We start from the raw sequence: 15,891 nt of genomic DNA, 5'->3' as shown, positions 1-15,891 counted from the left end.
CGGTCAGGACGCCCGGCGGCGCATGTTCGGCCGCCGGACCGGCAAGGTGTAGATATCATCGAACAGCTGCGGCATGGCGGGCAGCACGCGGGAAGAGGGCAGTGTCACGCGCACTTCCGTTCCCTCGCGCAGGCGGGACTTCAGCTCGAATGTGCCGCCATGCTGGTTGACCAGCGCCTGGACGATGGACAGGCCCAGACCGGTGCCGGGCTCGGCGCTCTTGATTGCCATCGAGCCTTGCCCGAAGGCCTGAAGCACGATCGGGATTTCCTCTTCCGGAATGCCAGGGCCATTGTCCTTGATGGAGACATACTGGCCGCCGTCGCTTGTCGAGCCGATGCGGATCAGCACCTCGCCATTGGAGGGCGTGAACTTCACCGCATTGGACAGGAGATTGAGGATCACCTGGCGCAGCGCGCGCTCGTCAGCCCAAAGGCGGGCAAGGCCTTCCTCGTGGCTCTCGCGGATCGCAATCCCCTTGGCCCTTGCGCGCACCTGCATCATGCTCTGGCAGTCTTCCACCACATCCTGCAGGCAAACGGCTTCCTCATTCAGCTCATACTTGCCCGCTTCGATGCGCGACAGGTCAAGGATCTCGTTGATGAGGTTCAGCAGGTGCTGGCCGGAGCCGTGAATGTCGGAGGCATAGCCCCGGTAGATCTTGTTGTTCATCGGCCCCATCACCTCATCCTTCATGATTTCGGAGAAACCGAGGATGGCGTTGAGGGGGGTGCGCAGCTCATGGCTCATGGTGGCCAGGAAGCGCGACTTGGCAAGGTTCGCCTCTTCGGCGCGGCGGCGGGATTCATCAGAAACGGCGTTGGCCTGTTCCAGCTCGGCGATCAGATGGTCTTTCTCGGCGCGGAAGGCGAGCATGGCACGCGAGGAATTCAGCAGCTGGTTACCCAGCACCAGGAAGAAGCCCTGCGCGCCGACGGCCATGGCGGCCATGGCATAATGCAGCGGCGCGTGGCGCTGCAGCAGCGCCAGCGACATGGCCAGCGTCACCGGAAGGGTGCTGGCCAGCAGCGCATGGGGCAGGGTGGAAGACTGCATGGTCGCCATGGCAATGACGATCAACATGATCGAAAACTGGAAGATCTCAATGCCTTCTGCCGTGCCACTGGATGCGGGCAGCAGGAAGAAAGCGCCCCAGCACAGGCCGTACAGGAAATCGCCAACCGTAAAACGCCGCCGCCAGGGGCTCGTCTGGCGCTCCTCCTGCGTCATGCGCTCGAACCGCCGGCAGGTGGACACGGTCAGAATCCAGATGCTCACCGTGAACATGAGCCAGCAGGCCACCAGAACCGGGGAAATCCACAGGAGAGACACGGCGGCCACGATGACGAGGAACATGGGCCCGGCGAAGGCGGCGCTGACACGCGCCCTGGCAAACAGCAGCAGCAACTCGGTGTTGAAATCAGGCGGAACACCTTCCTTCGCCGACAGGCGGTCGCGGACCTGACTGACCGTGCGGGCAACCTCACGGCGGCGCTGGGCACGCTCGCGGTTGATCGCCGTCTTGTGGTCGCCCCTGCCGGGGGAAGTCTGGGTCATTGCGGTTCTGGCCTGAGGCGGCCATCCTCCTCGCGTGGTTTCCTGATGCTTGACACAACTGTGCCTCTTTCTGTGTTTTGGATCAGCAACCCTTAAGAAGCGGCTCAAGGACTTGGTTAAAAAAGGCAAAACAGCGGCAGACAGTGATCCGGAAAGGGCAGGCGGCGTCGTGGCTTCGCCGGGGCTTGCTCCGCTGGCCCAGCGGGTGTCGCTTTGCCGGGTATGTCTTGAAACGCCCCGCGGCCGGCCACTTCCGCACGAGCCGCGCCCGGTTGCCCGCCTGTCGGAGACAGCAAGGCTCTGCATCGCGGGGCAGGCGCCTGGAACCCGGGTGCATGCGTCCGGCGCACCTTTCACGGACCCGTCCGGGGACCGCCTGCGCAACTGGCTTGGTATCGGTAATGATGTTTTCTACGATGTCTCACGTGTTGCGATCGTGCCGATGGGCCTGTGCTTTCCGGGCCTCGATGCCAAGGGCAGTGATCTGCCGCCACGCCCGGAGTGCCGCGCCACCTGGCATGACAGCCTCTTTGCGGCCATGCTCCAGCTGAAGCTGGTGCTCGTCATCGGCCGCTATGCTCAGACCTATCACCTGCCGCATCTCAAGGGGGCCGGATTGACGGAGATTGTCGGCAACTGGCGCGCCATCCTGGCGGAAAGCGAAGCGCGCGCAGGGCCTGCCTATCTGCCGCTGCCTCATCCTTCCTGGCGCAACAACACCTGGCTGCGCCGAAATCCCTGGTTCGAGGAGGAACTGGTTCCTGAGTTGCGCCGCCGGGTGGCACAACTGCTGCAGCCTTGAGGTGGCCGTACTGAGTTGAGGAAAATTGTTCTTCACACTGTCACAAAATCAGCGGCAGGACCCGTTCAGTCTTCGATTTACCGCTTGCCAAAGAAACAAAAATCCATTCTCTCATGAGATGTGGCAGGACAGTGTCCGGCCGCCGTTGTACCGCATCTGGAACCTGAGCATGATTGACCGCATCGACCGGCGTATTCTGTCCATCCTGCAGGAGGATTGCACCGTTCCCGTCGCCGAGATCGGCCGCCGGGTCGGCCTGTCCACTACGCCCTGCTGGCGCCGCATCCAGAAGCTGGAGGAGGATGGCGTGATCACGGGCCGTGTTGCCCTGCTGGATCCGGAGAAGGTCAATGTCAAGGTGACGGCCTTTGTCGCCATCACCACCAACCAGCACACGGAAGACTGGCTGCGCAAGTTTGCCGATGTGATCAAGGAACTGCCGGAAGTGGTGGAGTTCTACCGCATGGCAGGGCAGGTGGACTATCTGCTGCGCGTGACCGTGCCGGATATCGCCGCCTATGATGCCTTCTACAAGAAGCTGATCTCGAAGATCGACATCACCGATGTGTCGACCACCTTCGCCATGGAGCAGATCAAGTGCACGACGGAACTGCCGCTGAGCTACATCCCCGTTGAGAAGACCCGCGCGGAAAGTCAGGACTGACGGTCCGCGCCGCAGACCTGACTGAATGGGCAGGGAGAGGCGGAGCTGGCCTGCGGCCCTTTCGCCTCAATATTCCTTTTCGTAGAAGATACCGGCCTTTGACGAACCGTCAGCACCCACTTCACCGCGGGCCTTGAGGTTGCGGCTGAGGTCGATGTCCACCTTCACCCGGCTGGAATTGGCGGAAGTTCCCTGTTCCACACCCAGATAGATGTTCTCGTTGATGTAGCGCCCGGCGGAGAGCGAGGGCCCATCGGCGCCGCCAAGGTTCACGTCCACCGCATCCAGCCCGAGAGACTTGCGCAGCTGTGACAGCGGTCCGGTGTCACTGCCACCGGTCAGCGAACTCACAGCAGTTGCAAGCTGGGCGATCTGGGTGGGCGACAGGTTGGTCACCGAGCGGTCGAACAGCAGCTGCGCCAGAATCTCGTCCTGCGGCAATTCCGGGCTGGAGGTCAGGCCGATGACCGGGTCCGCTGCACTGCCGGTCACCGTCACGTTGATCGAGGTCGAGTTGGCTGACGTTGCCGCCAGGAAGTCCAGGTTTGGCGTCAGCGAGCCTGTGAAGCCGATGGAGCCGCGCGAGAAGGTCAGCCGCCGCGTCAGGATGTCGAGCAGGCCACGGCGCAGGGTGAAGCCGCCAAGGGCCTGCGGATTGGCCGTCGTGCCGGCGAGCCGCAGCGTGCCACCCAGTTCCGCATCCACACCGCGTCCGCGCACGAACACGCGGGAGGGTGCGGACAGCGTGATATCGAGCCCGATCGGGGCAGAGGCGGAACTCTGCTGTCCGCCGCTGCTGCCGCCTTCGGCCTGCAGCTCTGCAATCTGTTCCCGAACCGGCTTGGGCGCATTCACATGCCGCACGGCGAGGGGCGACAGGGCACCCGGCAGGCTTTGCGGAATGTTGATGTTGGCGGTGCTGATGTTGACGGTGCCGCTCAGCCGTCCGCCCGTACCGGTCCCTGCCAGAGGGCCGGAGAGCCTGAGGTCAGCGTTCAGGTCCGCCGTCACCACACGCCCGTCGCTGTAGCGCGCATTCACAGCCTGAATGGCCAGCTCCGCCGGAAGCCCCTCACCCAGTCCGACCGTGCCATTGGCGGAGACCCGGCCGCCTGCCGAAAGTGCGGCGTTGAGGCCCGAGATAGTGATCTGCTCGCGCGTGACGCCGATGGAGCCGGCGAAATCGCGCAAGGTGAGGCCGGTGGCCAGCTCCGTCATTTCCAGGCCCTGCGGCTGCATCTGAAGGTTGATCGCCGGATTGGTCAGCGGCCCGCTGATCCGGCCGCTGACGGCCAGCGTGCCTGCGCCCCGGTATCCCATTTCCGTCAGGCGCACGCGGGCAAGGCCCAGCGGCACCGAACCGTTGACGCTGATATCGAGCGAGCCAGATCCTGCCAGATTGACCGGGCCTTCCGCCGTCAGCGCCAGTCCATCAGCTCCGGTGATGCGGGTGGTCTGGGTGATGCGGTTGCCGGAATAGGCGCCGGTGCTGTCCAGCCCAAGCGAGGTGATGCCGTTCTGCGTCAGCAGGGATGCAGTCAATCCCCGCCCGGAGAGGTTCCACGACGCTTGCGGTGCGGCGGCCGCGCCCGTGACCGTGGCCGTGCCGCTTAACGTGCCGCCGAGGCCGTAACCGGGCGCAAAGGCATTACCGAGCGCCAGCGGCACATCGGCCAGCGCCGCCTTGATGTCGAGCCTGTCGCCCGCCGTGCCGGAAATGTCCAGCCGCCCGCTGCCGAGCGCCAGCTGCAGCGGCTCGATCCGGGCCACGGCGCCCTCATAGGTCAGCCGGGCCGGGCGGGCGAGAGTGGTCTTCAAGCCGCTGTAGCTGCCCTGCAGCCGTTCCAGCGCCAGATCGAATCCGGCCGCGGTGGCCGTCAGGCTGCCGGTGGCCGACACGCCATCGGCGCCCTGCAGACGGGTGTCGAGTGTGAAACCCGTGCGCGTGCCATCGCTTTCTGCCGATAGGGTGAGGCTCTCGGCAGCGGTTGCACCGGCCATGATCTGGCGGGCCTCCAGCTTGCCGCGCGCCTGCGGCACACTGAGGAGATCAAAAACTTCGCCATGGATGGCAAGCGTGCCGACGCGGTTGTCCTGATAGGCCACGTTGCGCCCGCTGGCCGTCAGGCTGACTTGCGGGCCGCTCTGATTGGCGGAAATGCGCGCCGTTGCATCCAGCGTGCCCGAGACCGGCGTCAGCAGCAGCGGCGACAGGTCCTCAAGCGCCGCGCCCTTGAAGACAAGCTCGCCCGTCAGGGTTTCGAGGGCACGGGTGAGGCTTGCAACGCTCATGGCGCCATTGAGTTCGTTGCGTCCCGCGACGAAAGAGATGTTCCTGACTTCGGCTGCGCCTTGCGAGGAGCTGACATCGGCACGGGCTGTCAGCGGCGCGCCGTTGAGGCTGCCGCTCAGGCGCAAGGCACCTGCCGGGGCTGCTGCATCGGCCTTGCCGTCCAGCTCCAGCACCAGATCGGTCAGAGGCGTGCCTGCAAGCGTCAGCTGCGCGGATTTGGCGCTGAGGCTTACGTCCGGACCGGACAGGGGGCCATTCGCCCTCACGGACGCCTCCAGCGCACCTGTCAGCCGCGGGTCGATCTCCTCCACCCGCGTCAGCACCGCCTTCACCTCACCGTCGACAGTTGGGGTGGTTCCGCCTGTGCCGAGTTTCCCGGTTCCATCCAGTTTCAGAGCAGAGGTGCCAAGCGCAAACCGCTGGAAGGCAATCTCCCCGCTGCTGTTGATGCCGGCATCCAGCTGTCCTTCCAGCGCACCGGCCAGCAGCCTGTCCACCTGTTCGAGACCGGTGGCGACATTCGTTCCGGCTATCGAGGCGCGGATGGAGCCCGCCTGCTGGGAGGGATTGCCCTCCACCACCATGTTCATCGCCAGTGCGCCGGAGGTTTCAAGGCCGGTCATGCCCGAAAAGCGGGAAAGGTCAGCAAGGGTCAGTTCTGCGGCAAGCCGGGCGTTCGAGTGGGCGATCACGCCTTCCTGCAGGCGCATCTGCACGCCCGGAGCGCTCAGGATGCCGCGGCCAATGGACACCTGCTGCTGGTTGCCGAGAAGCTGGCCGACGATTTCCAGGCTGGAGTCGCCTGCCAGACTGGAGAGACTGGCGTCTGCCGGTTGCAGCCCGCCCAGAGTGAGCCGGGCAGAGAAGGGCAGGCGGAAGTCATTCTTGAGTTCGGCGCCGATACCGGTTGCGGACAGTTGCAGGCGCTCCAGCGCCCCTTGCGGCGCCGACAGGCGGTCCCCCTGCAGATTGAGGTTCCAATCCGCCTTGGCGAGGGAGCCCGAAATGTTTCCTGTCAGCGACAGCGCCTGCATGATGTAGCGCTGGCCGTCAGCTTCCAGAGCCAGAAGCGCATCCCCGCCTGCGGCAATCCGTGCATCCGCCTTTGCCGAAAGGGCCCCGGACACGGGGTCGAGGCTGCCGCTGGCATTGGCCTGCAGGGTGCGGGTGGTTACGGCAAGCGAAGCCGACAGGGGCTTGTAGTCCTGCGACATCATCAGGCTGAGATCAGCCTGCGTGTCGCCTGCCGCCAGCGCCGAGGCCGCCGGTGGCACCAGCGGCTCCAGCTGGCCTGTCAAAGCCAGCTTCAGCTCTCTCCCGGCATCGGTACGGGCCAGCTGTGCGGCCCCGGTGACGGTGCGCCGGCCATCCAGAGCAACGGCCAGATTGGCGGCCCAGTTGTCCAATGGGCCGGAGCCATCGAGGTTGAGGTCAACCGCAGGAAGACCCTCGATCCCGGCAAGCCGGGCGACAAGCCCGCCGCGCGGCTCGCTTGCCCTCAGGGACAGGGTGAGGGCGCCGGACTGGGAAACATAGGCAAGCTGGCCCGAAATCACGCCTCGGATGCCGTCGGTCCGCTCGATGTGGAGGGAAGCATTGACCGAATCAGCCGGTCCCGAGGCCGATGCCTGCCCCCTGACGGAAAAGCGCATCGGGGCGCCTGCAACATCTTCGCCAAGGTCGGCGTCGGCGATGTTGAGACGCCCAAGCGTGATCCGGCGCAAGGGCGGCATGAAGCCGTCCTGCTGGTCATTGCTGGCCGTCTCCGGCAGCGCAGGGCGGCGCGGCAGCGCCACGCGCTGTGCGCTCACACTGTCGATGTTCAGCGAAAGCCCGAACAGGGCCAGCGGGCTCCAGACGATGCTGAGATTTTCAATTTCACCATAAGTGCCAACAGGATCCGTCAGTTCCAGCCTGTCGAGCCCGATGTTGCCATTCCAGCCGATGGTCAGGCCTGACAGCCGTGCACCGCCGTCTGCGGTATCCAGAAAACGGTTGGCCAGCCGCTCGGCCGCAGCCTCGCCAAGGGGCGTCGGCAGCAGTGCCAGCGCAAGGCCGGTCAGAGCCGTCGTCGTCAGGGCGGCAATGCCAAGACCCTTCAGGATGCGTCGTGTTGCGGTCATGGGCCTTTAGAATGCCTGGCTCAGTCCAAGATAGATGCCGAACTTCGGATCATCTTTTTCCGGCGAAAGTGGGACCGCCACGTCCAGCCGCAACGGGCCGATCGGCGTGAAATAGCGGATGCCGCCGCCCACGCCGATCTTGAAGGGGCGGGAAAGGTCCGGAGCGATGGCATTGTAGGTGTTGCCCGCATCGACAAAGCCCACGACGCCAAAACTCTCCGTGATGCGAACACGCACCTCGCCGGAGAGTTCCACCATGCTTCGTCCGCCGGTGACTTCGCCATTCCGGCGCGGGCCTGTGTTGCGGTAGGCATAGCCGCGGATCGAGCCGCCGCCGCCTGCAAAGAACCTGCGGCTTGCCGGCACATCATCGACGCCCGGCGCCACGATGCTGCCTGCCGCCACACGTCCGGCAAGGATGAAGCGTTTGGCATCATCCAGCGCGGCATAGGTGGAGAAGGAGCCTTTCATGAACATCATGCCGTTGCCATTGCGGATGTCATAGGCTGGTTCTGCAAAGGCGACCGCCAGCAGCCCGCGCGACGGATTGAACACATCGTCGCGGGTGTCATAGGTCAGTTCCGCCGGGATGCCGGCGAGAAGATAGGTGCGGTTGCCGAAGGCATCCGTCTCGTCAATGAAGCTCACCTGCGCACCCACCCGGCCAGACAGCTGGTCCGAGAAAGTGTGCTTCAGATAGGCATCGCCCGAGACCGACCGGCTGGTATAGGCATCCGGCGTTTCCTGCTTGGCACTGAGGCTTGTGGAGAAGCTCGTCAGCGGCCCGAAGACGCCGGGCTTCTCAAAGGCGATTCGTGCCGCATATTCCATGTCCTTGGCCGCCTGGTTGCCAAGCCGGCCGGCGGATCCTTCGACGCTCAGAAGCTCGCCCTTGCCGAAAAGGTTGCGCCGCCGCCAATAGGCCTCGACGCCGCCGCCTTCGGAACTGGACCAGGTGGCACCGGCGCCCAGCACATGGCGCTTGCGCTCGGCCACCTGAATGGTAATGGGCATTCTGCCATCGGCTCCGGCAACCTCGCCCTCCACCATGCTGACCGAAGCGAAGATGCCGAGATCATTCAGCCGCTTCTGCGCCTTGGCCAGGATCTCCGGATCGTAGCGTTCCCCCTCGGGGATATTGGCCATTTCCGCAATAAACGCCGCATCGGTGACGTTTGTCCCCTCCACGGTCACCGTGCCGAAAGTGGCCGCTGGGCCAGCCTCTGCCGTCAGTTCCACGTCCAGCCGTCCGGTGGCATGGTCGGCGGTGATGTCGCGGTTCGCGATCCGGGCCTTGGGATAGCCATTCTGCTGCAGGGCATTGACGATCTGCCGTTCGGCGGCAACGATCTTGGCGGAGTTGGCCGTTTCTCCAGGCACAAGACCCCAGTTCTGGGGGCTATCGGGAACACCCGGTGCACCGGTGGAAACCTGAAGGTTGCCGAAGGTGAACAGCGGTCCTGCCGTGACGTTGACCGACACCTGCACGGGCCGCGGACCTGGAATTTCTCCCCGCTCCAGCACGCTCTGCAGGGGCTGCCCGCCTAGCTGGATGTTGACGGTCCCGCCGTAGAAGCCTTGCAGATAGAGCTGAGCCACCAGCCTGTCGAAATCATTGAGGGCGCGTGCGATCAAACCATCGCTGCCGGAGGGCGGGGAGCTCATCTCGGCGATCAGAACGGAAGCTGCTTCCAACTGGTCCTTCAGGACGTCCGATCCGCCGGAGAGGTTCAGCTCTGCCTCATAAGGCAGGGCATCGGGCGCCACCGTTTCGCTGCTGCCCCACAGGCGCACGCCAAACAGTTCGAAAGCGGCCACAGGAGTGGCCAGCGGCGAGGCGGACAGAACAAGGGCCACCGCAAGGCATGCCGCAGGCAGCCGGAGAGCACGCGGCAGCATCACCTGCCGGGCGGCCGGCACAGCGGCGGTGCTGCGGAGCCGGAAATCCGGCACGAGCCTGTCTTCTGACGGAAGACGCATCAACTTGCTACCGTCCCAAACCTCATGCCGGTCCGTTTCCCGGCGTGTCCCATATCCTCGCGCGAAGCGCAGCGTCATGCCCCTGTATGGCACGGCCGGACGCCGTTGGCGAGCCTCTTGCTAACCATACGGGAGCCCGGAGATACCCCAATCCCTGGGGTCAGTCTGACGCAGAAGTGTCAATAGTTTCCAAAGATTGAGACCAGCCTGGCAATCCTTCCGCAGGGCAGGGAAAACACCGGAAACCTCAGAACAGCTCCGGCTCCGGCGCCACGCCAAGCTGGCGGCGGGCGGCGGTGAGGGTGTTGGCCATCAGCATGGCGATGGTCATCGGGCCGACGCCTCCCGGCACCGGCGTGATGGCGCCTGCCACTTCGGCAGCTTCTGCGAAGGCAACGTCACCCACGAGTTTTGTTGCCCCTTCGCCCTTGGCCGGATCGGGCACGCGGTTGATGCCCACGTCGATCACGGTTGCGCCAGGCTTGATCCAGCTGCCGCGCACCATTTCCGGGCGGCCGACGGCGGCCAAGACGATATCGGCGCCGCGCACCACTTCGGGAAGGTCCTTCGTGCGGCTGTGGGCGATGGTCACGGTGCAGCTTTCGGCGAGCAGCAGCGCGGCCATCGGTTTGCCGACGATGTTGGAGCGGCCGATGACAACCGCATTGAGGCCGGCGAGCGGTGTCTGGAGTGTGCGCTTCAGCAGCACGAGGCTGCCAGCCGGGGTGCAGGGCACAAGTGCCGTATCGCGGGCACCGGTCGCCAGCAGACCCACGTTGACTGGATGGAAACCGTCAACGTCCTTCTCCGGGCGGATCAGCCGCAGCACCTTGGTCTCATCGATATGGCCGGGCAGTGGCAGCTGCACGAGAATGCCGTGAATGGCATCGTCTTCGTTGAGCTGTTTCACCAGCGCCAGCAGGCTGGCCTCGGACGTGTCTGCGGCCAAGGTGTGCTTGACCGAGTGAAAGCCGCAGGCTTCCGCCGCCCGGTCCTTGTTGCGCACATAGACCTGGCTGGCCGGATCCTCCCCCACGAGCACCACCGCCAGCCCCGGCCGCTTGCCGGTTTCTGCCAGAAGCCGTGCGGCACGGGCCGTAATTTCGCTGCGCACGGAGGCGGCAACCGCCTTGCCGTCAATGAGGTTTGCCTTGCTCATGGGTCATGTCTTTCACAAGCGGCGCGGCAGGCGCACCGGCTGGCTGAATTTGCGCGCACCATAGGCAGCAAGGCCCGCGCTGAAAAGAGGTTTCAGGCCGGTTTCCGTGTCTTTCCGCCGCCGCTTTTGAACGGCTTCAGAACGTGCGGGCGAAAGCGGCAAGACAGGAGATGGCGCAGACGATGTGATAGAGCGAACTCGCCGGTGCAGGCTCGTCCACGAAACTGCCGTCCGCGCGCCACTTGTCACGCCACAACCCGCGCAAGGGAACGTCGAGATAGGTCTCCAGTGCCTTGCCAGCCCGCAGAATGGATGCCAGCGCTTCTTCCCGCTTCGCTCCATTCGGTGTTTCGGCCAGTGTCTCGGCCAGTGCAATGCCCGCCTTCAGCCACTCCGTCTGGCCCCAGAGGCGGGCCATTGTGTCGCGTGGGCTCAGGTCTGCATTAAGGGACATGAAGGCTGCACCACGAACAGGATCTACCCCGCATGTCTCGGCAATCTCCACAAGCCTGACTGCAACTGGCAGGGCTTCCGCCGTCCGGCCGCGCCGCCTTGCCCATGTCAGCAGCAGCCAGGCCCATTCAAACTGATGACCGGGCTCCACCGCCTGCTTCGCCGGGTCGTCGGGCAGCGACCAGTCGAGCGTGAAAAACTCGTGCAGGGCACCGGTCGCCGGATCTATGAAGCGGGTGAGGGCAAGAGTTGCGATCTGGTCCGCCAGATCCCGCCAGCGCATGCCGCCGCCCGCGTCTTCCATTGCAAGGCATGCCTCCAGCATGTGCATGTGCGGGTTGGAGCAGAGCGGCGCGCGCGGTGGATTGGCCTCGTGAAAACCGCCTGCCGGGTGGGCGTATTCTCTCAAGAGCTGCAGAAGGGTTCTGTCGGCGCGTGCCAGCAGATCCGCCGTGCACGCCGGAAAGGCAATGGCTGCAGTGGCGAGCCCAAAAAGTGCAAAGGCCTGATTGTAGAGATCAAACGCCGTGTCGCGCGTCTTTGCGTCGATGCTTACGGCGTTGATCACAAGATCGCGCTCGTCAAGATAGGTATCGCGAAAGTACGCCATACCCTTCGCCGCCATGTTGAGCGCTTCAGGGTCCTTGAACCCCAGCCTTGTGCCCTCGATCAGGCTGTAGATCTGCCGCGGGGCAACACGTGCGCGCACCATGCCGCCCGCGGGTGCCAGGGCTTCATTAATGGACAGGGTCTCGGCAAAGCGGCCCGTCTGCGCATCAAACCCGGCCTTCAGCCAAAGCGGCAGCGCAGCGCCACAGAGCCAGGTTCTCAGGCGCAGATCGAGATCTTTGATGGCGGCGAGTGCCGGAGACTTAGAGGCGGATGATATCACAGCACAATCCAGTTCTCTGCGGCGCGGCAGCATACGGCGGTTCCCAGTAGTTCTACTAGCACAGCCTCTGCCGCATAGGCAGGCCGCAGCGGAACCTTGGTGTCAGACAAGCGGACATAGTTATTGTCTGATTTGCGGAGGCTTGAAAAGGATGTATCCATCCGCAACCGGTCTGGCGTATCTGGAGAACGCGTATCCCTCCCGCGCCTCAGAACAGACCCTCTACCTGACCGTCCGCATTCAGGTGAATGTCGAGTGCCGCCGGATGGCGGGGCAGGCCGGGCATGGTCATGATGTCGCCGCAGATGGCAACGATGAACCCGGCTCCTGCCGACAGCCGCACTTCGCGCACCGGCAGGGTGTGCCCTTCCGGTGCGCCCAGCAGGGCAGGGTTGGCGGAGAAGGAATATTGGGTCTTGGCCATGCAGACCGGCAGATGGCCGTATCCGCTCTCCTGCCAGCGCTCCAACTGGCGGCGGGCGGCGGCGTCAAAGGAAACCGGGCCGGCCCGGTAGATCTTCCGGGCCACGGTTTCGATCTTGTCCGTCAGGGGCATTTCATCCGGATAAAGCGGTTCAAAGCGGGCGCTGCCACCTTCCGCCAGTTCCACCACCTTGTTGGCGAGAGCTTCCGCGCCCTTCGAGCCTTCGGCCCAGTGGGTCGCCAGAATGGCCTCGACGCCGAGATTGCGGCAATAGGCGGTAATGGCGGCAATCTCCGCATCCGTGTCCGAAGTAAAGTGGTTGAGGGCCACGACAACCGGAACGCCGAACTGGCGCAGGTTCTCGATGTGGCGGCCGAGATTGCACAGGCCGGCCTCGACAGCGGCTACATTCTCATGGCTAAGATCGGCCTTGGCGATGCCGCCGTTCATCTTGAGGGCACGGACTGTTGCAACGAGAACCACGGCAGCCGGCTCAAGTCCCGCCTTGCGGCATTTGATGTCGAAGAATTTTTCAGCGCCAAGATCCGCGCCGAAGCCTGCTTCCGTCACCACATAGTCAGCCAGCCGCAGGGCCGTCTGCGTCGCTACCACGGAATTGCAGCCATGGGCGATGTTCGCAAAGGGGCCGCCGTGGACAAAGGCGGGCGTGTGCTCCAGTGTCTGCACCAGATTGGGCTGGAAGGCCTGACGCAGCAGCACGGTCATGGCGCCGTCGGCGCCCAGATCGCGCGCCGTCACCGGACTGCGGTCCGTGCGGGTACCAGCCACGATATCGCCAAGACGGCGCTGCAGGTCGTCAAGATCCGTCGCAAGACAGAGGATTGCCATCACTTCCGAGGCAACGGTGATGTCGAAACCTGCTTCCCGCGTTATGCCATTGGCCCGTCCGCCCAGACCGGTGACGATGGCGCGCAGGGCCCGGTCGTTCATGTCCATCACACGGCGGAAGGCAATGCGCTGCGGGTCCAGTCCCAGCGCGTTGCCCCAGTGCAGGTGGTTGTCGATCAGCGCCGCCAGCAGGTTGTGGGCCGAGGTGATGGCGTGGAAATCGCCGGTGAAATGCAGGTTGATGTCCTCCATCGGCACGACCTGCGCCTTGCCGCCGCCGGCCGCTCCCCCCTTGACGCCAAAGCAGGGGCCGAGCGAAGGCTCGCGCAGGCAGATCGCCGTCTTCTTGCCGATACGGGACAGGCCGTCGCCGAGGCCGACGGTTGTCGTCGTCTTGCCTTCGCCGGCCGGTGTCGGGTTGATGGCGGTGACGAGGATGAGCCGGCCCTTCGGGCGGCTCTGCACATTGGCGATAAATTCGCCGGAAATCTTGGCCTTGGTCTTGCCAAAGGGCTCAAGTGCCTCTTCCGGAATGGCGAGCTTCGCGGCAATATCTCTCATCGGCAGCAAGTGTGCTGCCCGCGCGATCTCAATGTCGCTCGACATGTATGCTCCCCTGGAATCAGTCTGGTGCTTTCTCACCTTGGTAGCCTGCCGGGGGCTTGCGGGGGAGAGAATTCTTGTTTTTCAGGTCAGGAGCTGGCCTGGGTGTCAATGACAGTAAACCGGCTTCTGCCGCTTGGATCCTGGGTCAAAAGCCCGTGCCCGCCAGCCTGATCCATGATCTTGGCAGCGAGCGCTTCCAGCGGCACGGCTGCCCCGAACAGATAGCCCTGTCCCTTGGAGCATCCAGCCTTCTGCAGCATCGCCTGCTGCTCCAGAGTCTCTACGCCTTCCACGGTCACCGCAATGTTCAAGTCGCGCGCCAGACTGACCACGGCTTCGATGATCGACTTGCTCTGCGGGTCCGAAGACAGGGACCGCACGAAGCTGCGGTCGACTTTCAGTTCGTCCCAGTCGAACTGGCGCAGATAGGAGAGGGACGAATAACCGGTGCCGAAATCGTCCAGGGCTATCGTCACGCCAAGCTGCTTCAGTCTGTCGAGCGTCGAGATGCAGCGTGCCGTGTCACTCATCAGAATGGATTCGGTCACTTCCAGCCGCAGCCGCCCTGGTGCAAGGCCGGTGTCGAGCAGGATCTGGCGCACGGTCTCGAGCAGGTCATCGCGCAGGATCTGGGCCACGGAGAGATTGACCGACACAGGCAGCGTGCCCAGAACGCGGGCGGCATCCGAACAGGCCTGCTGCATAATGGAGCGGCCCAAGTCGACAACCTTGCCAGAGCTTTCGGCTATCGGCACGAATTCATCCGGCCCGATGCGCCCCAGCTGAGGGTGGGTCCAGCGGGCCAGCGCCTCCACGCCGATGATGCGTCCGGTGCCAAGTTCCACCTGCGGCTGGTAAAAGGGGAGAATATCGCCGGCCATGATCGCCGGATGCAGATCGGCTTCGATTTGCCGCCGCCGGGACAGGTTGGCCCGCATGCCGACATCGAACAGTTGCACGATTCCCTTGGCCCGGCCCTTGGCAAGGCTGAGGGCAAGATCGGCGTTGTCGGGAAGCTGTGTCCGGTCCTGAAGCCCGGGGCTATCGACAGCAAGACCGATCGTGGCATCCACCATCACGGTGCCATGTTTCATGTGATAAGGCTCCCGCAGGGCCTTCAGCAGGAACTCAGCCTTCTGGCGGGCATCCTGAAGCCCGTTCTCCGTGCGCAGCAGGACGAGGAACTCATCGCCGCCGAAACGGGCTGCAATGGCATTTTCCCAGAGCGATACGATGCTGGTAAGCCGCTGGCCGACGCCGCTCAGCAGGGCATCACCTGCGGCGTGGCCGAGCGTGTCATTGACGGTCTTGAAGCCGTCAAGGTCAATGGCGAGCACAGCGAGCGGGCGGCTGCTTTTGCGCTCCAGTTCAGCTCGGAAAAAGTCCTGAAAGGCCAAGCGGTTCGGCAGGGAGGTAAGCTGATCGTGGCGGGCAACGAAGGCATGATCGGCTGCCGAACGCTCCGCCTGCGCCCGGGCGGCCACCAGCGTTCTGTTCTGCAGGAAAAGACTGGCCAGAAGCACGCCGCCGACTGCAAGAAGCGCATAGGTCAGCCAGTTGCCGGCCGTCACGGAAGCCTGCAGCCGTTCCCGGATCTTGTCTGCCTCGACGAGGCTCAGGCTATAGGCTTCCCCGCCAATACGGTCGACGGCGGCCTTGACCGGAACCATACGGTCGATGATCTCAAGTTGCGCTGCGGGATCTTCGATCCGGCCGAACAGTGGTTCAAGGGCTTCCAGGTCGGCAGCCAGCTGTTCGAACCGCGCGACCCGCTCGGCGGACAGCTCCAGGAAGGTCCGGAACTGTCCGGAGTTCCAGATTTTCATGCGGCCGATCATGATCTGATAGTAGAGCTGCGCTTCGCTTGCGGCGGACTTGTCCCCCGTCGCTGCATAGCGCGCGACCAACTCGCGCAGGGTCGACACCTCCAGACGGCCGTTGAAGCCGGTCCAGGCAATGTCGTAGCGCTTGGCCTGAATGACGGCACTCTGGTTGGCTGCTGTGATATAGGGCTGGATTAAGGCAGCAGCGGCCAGACAAATGAAGAGTAGAACAGTTATTCGCCGGAACCATATCGTCATGGCAACAG

Annotated in this window: 9 protein-coding genes; 2 read left to right on the top strand and 7 right to left on the bottom strand. The window is 64.1% G+C overall.

The window, feature by feature from the left end; all coding sequences use genetic code 11:
• Positions 1-3: 3 nt before the first annotated feature.
• Positions 4-1,557 carry a sensor histidine kinase gene (locus ASC48_RS10110; protein ID WP_055455632.1) on the bottom strand — a complete coding sequence of 518 codons (1,554 nt, stop codon included), beginning with the start codon at positions 1,555-1,557 and terminating at the stop codon, positions 4-6.
• 169 nt (positions 1,558-1,726) lie between these two features.
• On the opposite strand from ASC48_RS10110, the gene ASC48_RS10105 reads away from it, so the two are divergent.
• Together ASC48_RS10105 and ASC48_RS10100 are read left to right on the top strand one after the other, a co-directional pair.
• Entirely contained in the window at positions 1,727-2,359 is a 633-nt protein-coding gene (locus ASC48_RS10105) for a uracil-DNA glycosylase family protein (RefSeq protein WP_055455631.1), read from the top strand.
• Between the two features lie 172 nt (positions 2,360-2,531).
• A complete protein-coding gene (locus ASC48_RS10100; RefSeq protein WP_462686816.1) occupies positions 2,532-3,023 on the top strand; it encodes an Lrp/AsnC family transcriptional regulator in 492 nt (163 codons plus the stop codon).
• 66 nt (positions 3,024-3,089) lie between these two features.
• Here the strand turns inward: ASC48_RS10100 and ASC48_RS10095 are convergent, their stop codons facing one another.
• The 6 genes from ASC48_RS10095 to ASC48_RS10070 form a co-directional block, all read right to left on the bottom strand.
• Positions 3,090-7,439, bottom strand: a complete 4,350-nt coding sequence (locus tag ASC48_RS10095) for a translocation/assembly module TamB domain-containing protein (RefSeq protein WP_055455630.1) — start codon at positions 7,437-7,439, stop codon at positions 3,090-3,092.
• A gap of 6 nt (positions 7,440-7,445) precedes the next feature.
• Positions 7,446-9,419 carry an autotransporter assembly complex protein TamA gene (locus ASC48_RS10090; protein WP_208975644.1) on the bottom strand — a complete coding sequence of 658 codons (1,974 nt, stop codon included), beginning with the start codon at positions 9,417-9,419 and terminating at the stop codon, positions 7,446-7,448.
• A 247-nt stretch (positions 9,420-9,666) separates the two neighbouring features.
• Entirely contained in the window at positions 9,667-10,578 is a 912-nt protein-coding gene (folD, locus tag ASC48_RS10085; protein ID WP_055455629.1) for a bifunctional methylenetetrahydrofolate dehydrogenase/methenyltetrahydrofolate cyclohydrolase FolD, read from the bottom strand.
• Positions 10,579-10,714: 136 nt separating this feature from the next.
• Positions 10,715-11,920: an AGE family epimerase/isomerase gene (locus ASC48_RS10080; protein ID WP_072242584.1), complete on the bottom strand. Its 1,206-nt coding sequence runs from the start codon at positions 11,918-11,920 to the stop codon at positions 10,715-10,717.
• 211 nt (positions 11,921-12,131) lie between these two features.
• A complete protein-coding gene (locus ASC48_RS10075) occupies positions 12,132-13,802 on the bottom strand; it encodes a formate--tetrahydrofolate ligase (RefSeq protein ID WP_055455628.1) in 1,671 nt (556 codons plus the stop codon).
• 86 nt (positions 13,803-13,888) lie between these two features.
• Complete coding sequence (locus ASC48_RS10070; protein WP_055455627.1) at positions 13,889-15,883, bottom strand: putative bifunctional diguanylate cyclase/phosphodiesterase; 1,995 nt, start codon at positions 15,881-15,883, stop codon at positions 13,889-13,891.
• Positions 15,884-15,891: the final 8 nt, after the last annotated feature.

The sequence above is a fragment of the Pannonibacter indicus genome (assembly GCF_001418225.1).
Taxonomy (GTDB): domain Bacteria; phylum Pseudomonadota; class Alphaproteobacteria; order Rhizobiales; family Stappiaceae; genus Pannonibacter; species Pannonibacter indicus.
This window is presented reverse-complemented; position numbering and strand designations above follow the sequence as displayed.

Excerpts from the sequence above, each read along its gene's own strand:
- ASC48_RS10090 (WP_208975644.1), bottom strand. The coding sequence starts at position 9,419 with ATGCGTCTTCCGTCAGAAGACAGGCTCGTGCCGGATTTCCGGCTCCGC.
- folD (WP_055455629.1), bottom strand. The coding sequence starts at position 10,578 with ATGAGCAAGGCAAACCTCATTGACGGCAAGGCGGTTGCCGCCTCCGTG.
- ASC48_RS10075 (WP_055455628.1), bottom strand. The coding sequence starts at position 13,802 with ATGTCGAGCGACATTGAGATCGCGCGGGCAGCACACTTGCTGCCGATG.
- ASC48_RS10095 (WP_055455630.1), bottom strand. The coding sequence starts at position 7,439 with ATGACCGCAACACGACGCATCCTGAAGGGTCTTGGCATTGCCGCCCTG.
- ASC48_RS10110 (WP_055455632.1), bottom strand. The coding sequence starts at position 1,557 with ATGACCCAGACTTCCCCCGGCAGGGGCGACCACAAGACGGCGATCAAC.
- ASC48_RS10070 (WP_055455627.1), bottom strand. The coding sequence starts at position 15,883 with ATGACGATATGGTTCCGGCGAATAACTGTTCTACTCTTCATTTGTCTG.